The organism is Xanthobacter sp. BG11Y11_SDJG, assembly GCF_057364445.1.
Genome location: NZ_JBNFNU010000372.1, coordinates 1 through 4,163, shown reverse-complemented (window position 1 = coordinate 4,163; position 4,163 = coordinate 1). Strand labels below are relative to the sequence as shown.

Genomic DNA, 4,163 nt, shown 5'->3' with positions numbered 1-4,163 from the left:
CTGGTGGCCTTCCGCCAGGGCTGCCTCTATCGCGGGCCGGGCGGTGCATGCGCTGGAGCGCGCCGGGCGGCGTGGCGCATCGCCTATGAAAGCTCGGACCTGCTCGGCATCCAGGCGGCGCTGAAGGGCGGCCTCGGCGTCGCCGTGCTGCCGCGCCGGGCGATCACCGCCGACCACCGCGTGCTCGCGGCGGGCGAAGGCTGGCCTGACATCGCCCCCACCGAGCTTGCCTTGTGCGCCAGGCACGATCTCGGGCGCGGCGGGGGCGCGACCTTGTCGATCTGCTGGCGGCCTTCTGCGCCGCCGAGGAGGCACGCCCGCTGGCGGCCTGACGGCTCAGCCCGCCGCCGCGTGCCCCGCCAGCAGCGCGCGGCCCACCTGGCCGGCGCCCAGCAAACCGGGCGTGGCGTGCATGACCACATGGACCGGCATCAAAGTGAGCCGGTCGGTGTAGGGCGGATGGTCGTCGAAGGCGGCGCGGAACGGGCTGTCCGCGAACATGTGCGCCATGGCGCGGCCGATGCCGCCGGCCACGAACACGCCGCCGCGGGCGTCGAAGGCCAGCGCCAGGTCGCCCAGCACCCGGCCGAGCAGGCGCAGGAACACGTCGCAGGTCTCCCGTTCGCTGCGCTGGCCGTGGACCGCGGCCTTGATGATGCCGTGGGTGGTGAGGCTCTCGCCGGTGAGGATGCGATGGAGACGCACCAGGCCCTGGCCGGAGAGCACGTGCTCCACCGCCACCGGGCCGAGGTCGCGCACCAGATGGGCGATCACGCGGGCCTCGTCCGTCGTCACCGCCCCGAGCCGCATGTGGCCGGCTTCGCTGGCGAGCACGATGTTGCCCTCGGGGCGCGGCAGCAGGACAGCGGTGCCGAGGCCGGTGCCGGGGCCGCAGACCAGCATCGGCTCGCCCGGCGAGGCGCGCCCCGCGCCGACCTCGATCAGGTCCTCGCGCGTCAGCAGCGGCACCGCATGAGCGAGCGCCACGAAGTCGTTGACGACGGCCAGTTCGGCGAGGCCCATGGCGCGCGCGAAACCGGCCCGGCTGAAGCGCCAGTCGCGGTTGGTGAGGCGCACCTCCTCGCCGTCGACGGGGGCCGCCACGGCGAACGCGCCGAGCGTCGGCCGGGCGCCGCCGAGGCCGGCAAGATAGGCGCCCACGAGGTCCTCGAGGCCGGCATAGGAATCGTTGGTCTCGATGCGCACGTCGAACGGCAGGCCGTCGGCACCGGCGCGGGCGAGGCGCGTGGTGGTGCCGCCGATGTCCGCGAGGAGAAGCATGGGGGCCATGGGCAATCCGGTGGGAGCGGGAGGCGGACTTTAATCGCGCGGCGGGCCGAAGCAAATGCCCCCGGCCCCGGGCGGCGCTCAGAGCACCACCACGCCTGTATGCTTGGCCTCGCCTTCCGGTTCCACGTGGATGGTGATTTCGGTGTCGTCCATGTCGCTTTCGAGCGCCCGCTCGATGCGGTCGCAGATGTCGTGCGCGGCGGCGACGGTCATGGAGCCCGGCACCACCAGGTGGAACTCCACGAAGGTGATGCGCCCGGCATGGCGGGTGCGCAGGTCGTGCGCCTCGATGGCGCCTTCCGCGTGGGTGGAGACCAGTTCGCGGATGCGCGCCACCACGTCCGGCGGCGGTGCGGCGTCCATGAGGCCGCCCACGGATTCGCGCATCAGGCCCCAGCCGGTCCACAGCACGTTGAGCGCCACCAGCGCCGCCAGCAGCGGGTCGAGCTGCGGCCAGCCGGTGACCGGCACCAGCACGAAGCCGGCCAGCACGCCGGCGGAGGTGACCACGTCGGTAAGGATGTGCTTGCCGTCGGCGATCAGGGCCGGCGAGCGGTTGGCCCGTCCCACCCGCAGCACCACCACGCACCAGACCGCGTTGAGCACGGTGGCGGCGCCGTTCAGCAGCATGCCCTTCAGAGGCTGCTCCGGCAGGCGCGGGTCGAGGAAGCCGAAATAGGCCTCGCGCATGATGGTGAAGGCGGCGAGCACCACCAGCACGCCCTCGATGACGGCCGAGATGTATTCCGCCTTGTGGTGTCCGTAGGGATGGTTGGTGTCCGCCGGCTGGGCCGAGATGTGGAGCGCCGCCAGCGCCGCCAGCGAGGCGGCGACGTTGATGATGCTTTCGAGCGCGTCGGACAGCAGCGCCACCGAGCCGGTGACGAGATAGGCGAGGGACTTGAGGCCGAGCACCACGACGCCGACGCCGACGCTGGCCACCGCTACCCACAGCGTGGAGCGCTTCATCTTCGCCTCCCGGCGCGCAGGATGGAGGAAGAGCCGTCCCCACCGGCCCGCTCCGGCGCTGTAGCCCTCTTTCAGCCGCAGTGCAACATGGCCGCGCCCCGGCCCAAGACTCAGGACACCGCGGCGGCCTTGTCTTCGATGCGCGGCGCTCCGGCGTCGGGCAGCGGCGCCAGCCGGCGGTGCAGGTGCACCATGTAGGCCATGCCGAACACCGGCGTGATGAGGTTGAGGACCGGCACCAGGAGGATGGGCGAGATCAGCAGGCCGGCGATGAAGATGGTGGTGGCGTGGGCGCGCCGCAGCGCCCGCGCCTCCTCCGGCGTGCGGTAGCGCATGGCCGCCATCTCGAAATATTCCCGCGACAGAAGATAGGCGTTGGCGACGTAGAAGACGATCACGTTCACGCCCGGCACCAGCAGCAGGATCAAAGCGGCGAGGTTGACCGCCAGCACCAAGCCGAAGAAGCGGATGGAATAGGCGAGCGAGCGCAGGATGGGCTGCGGCGTGCCGCGGCGGTCGCCGGGATAGCTCGCGCCCTCCACCCGCTCCGCGACGTCGTCGGCGAAGAAGCCCGCCACCAGCGAGGAGGCGGCCGGGACCAGGTAGAACACGCCGAACACCAGCCCGAGCCCGGCCACCACGGCGAGCGTGGTCTCGATCCAGGGATAGGTGGGAATGTCGACGAAATGGGTCAGCGCCGCCTCCAGGCCGACGCCGAGCGCCACCAGCACCAGCAGAGCGAGGGCGACGGACTTGAGCAGCAGCCCTCGCAGGAGGGGCGAGAAGGTTTGGCGCAGGGCTTCAAAGGCGGCGGCGAGCATGGCGCGTCCCGGGTGGCGGTTCCGGCCACAGGTAAGCGCTCCCGGTCCCGCCCTCAAGGGCGCGATGCCCTCCCGGCGCCGGGTTGCGGCCAGATCGGCGCCGGCGGGCGATTCCCGCGTCCTGAGTTGAGAATGAACGTTCATTCTTGCGTGGGCGTGGCCTTTGGCGTAATGAGAGTGAACGTTCATTCGCAGTCTGGAGTCCGCTTTGTCCCTCCTCATCGCCCCCAGCGCGGAAGCAGCGGCCGAGTCGAAGCGCAGCCCCCAGCAGCAGCGCATCCTCGCCGCCGCCATGGCCTGCTTCGCCCGCGACGGCTTCCACGGCGCCTCCATGCAGAAGATCTGCGCCGAGGCGGGGATGAGCGCCGGGGCGCTCTACCGCCACTTCCCCTCCAAGGAGGCGATCATCGCCGCCATTGTCGAGGACGAGCGGGCGGAGCGCCTCAAGGTGTTCGACGAGGTTTACAAGTCGCCCACCATCCTCGGCGGGCTGATGGCGTGCCTGCGCCTGCTGCTCGAGGAGCAGACGCTGCCCACCGCCACCCTCGGCCCCGAGATCATGGCCGAGGCGATCCGCAACGCCTCGCTGCGCGACGCGGTGGAGCCGTGCGAGGCGGAGACCCGCGGCCACCTGATGGCGGCGCTGGAGGAGGCGGTGGCGCGCGGCGAGATCGATCCCGCTTTGCCGCTCGAGGAGGTGCTGGTGCTGCTTCAGGTTCTCGGCGACGGGATCATTCTCAATCACCAATTGCATCCCGAATGGGCCATTACGGAGCGGCTGCCGGCGCTGCACCACCTGGTGGTGCGCATGCTCGCGCCGGCACCGAAGGCGGGCTGACCATGGCCGCCCTGACAGCGGCCTGCGCAGCCGCACCCGAAGCTGAGCCCGAAGCAGAGCTCATGCGTCACCTTTGCCGCGGCGAATGCGCCGATGGTCACGGGATTGCCGCCGTTCGTTCCCATCTTCCGCCGCCCGCACTTCAGAAGGTTCTCCTCTCCATGGCCCGCGCCGCCGCTCCCGCATTGCCCGTGCTCGTTCTGGCCGCGGCGCCTGCCCTGGCCGGGGCCGCCAGGCCGCGCGGG

General features: G+C 71.4%; 5 protein-coding genes. 2 read left to right on the top strand and 3 right to left on the bottom strand.

Features of this window, described 5'->3' with window-relative positions; translation table 11 throughout:
• Nucleotides 1–336: 336 nt before the first annotated feature.
• The 3 genes from AC2W7M_RS20975 to AC2W7M_RS20965 all read right to left on the bottom strand — a co-directional run bounded on the left by AC2W7M_RS20975 (nt 337) and on the right by AC2W7M_RS20965 (nt 3,080).
• Nucleotides 337–1,290 carry a glucokinase gene (locus AC2W7M_RS20975; protein ID WP_486134617.1) on the bottom strand — a complete coding sequence of 318 codons (954 nt, stop codon included), beginning with the start codon at nt 1,288–1,290 and terminating at the stop codon, nt 337–339.
• Between the two features lie 78 nt (nt 1,291–1,368).
• Entirely contained in the window at nt 1,369–2,259 is an 891-nt protein-coding gene (locus AC2W7M_RS20970; RefSeq protein WP_486134615.1) for a cation diffusion facilitator family transporter, read from the bottom strand.
• Between the two features lie 110 nt (nt 2,260–2,369).
• Nucleotides 2,370–3,080: a sulfate transporter family protein gene (locus tag AC2W7M_RS20965; protein ID WP_486134613.1), complete on the bottom strand. Its 711-nt coding sequence runs from the start codon at nt 3,078–3,080 to the stop codon at nt 2,370–2,372.
• Nucleotides 3,081–3,288: 208 nt separating this feature from the next.
• Between AC2W7M_RS20965 and AC2W7M_RS20960 the strand changes: the two genes are divergently transcribed.
• Both AC2W7M_RS20960 and AC2W7M_RS20955 read left to right on the top strand, forming a co-directional pair.
• Nucleotides 3,289–3,918 carry a TetR/AcrR family transcriptional regulator gene (locus tag AC2W7M_RS20960; RefSeq protein ID WP_486134612.1) on the top strand — a complete coding sequence of 210 codons (630 nt, stop codon included), beginning with the start codon at nt 3,289–3,291 and terminating at the stop codon, nt 3,916–3,918.
• 2 nt (nt 3,919–3,920) lie between these two features.
• The coding region (locus AC2W7M_RS20955) for a hypothetical protein (protein WP_486134610.1) at nt 3,921–4,163 on the top strand (243 nt) is incomplete at its 3' end.

Bases quoted from the DNA above. Each gene is read 5' to 3' on its own strand.
- AC2W7M_RS20970 (WP_486134615.1), bottom strand. From the start codon at position 2,259: ATGAAGCGCTCCACGCTGTGGGTAGCGGTGGCCAGCGTCGGCGTCGGC.
- AC2W7M_RS20965 (WP_486134613.1), bottom strand. From the start codon at position 3,080: ATGCTCGCCGCCGCCTTTGAAGCCCTGCGCCAAACCTTCTCGCCCCTC.
- AC2W7M_RS20975 (WP_486134617.1), bottom strand. From the start codon at position 1,290: ATGGCCCCCATGCTTCTCCTCGCGGACATCGGCGGCACCACCACGCGC.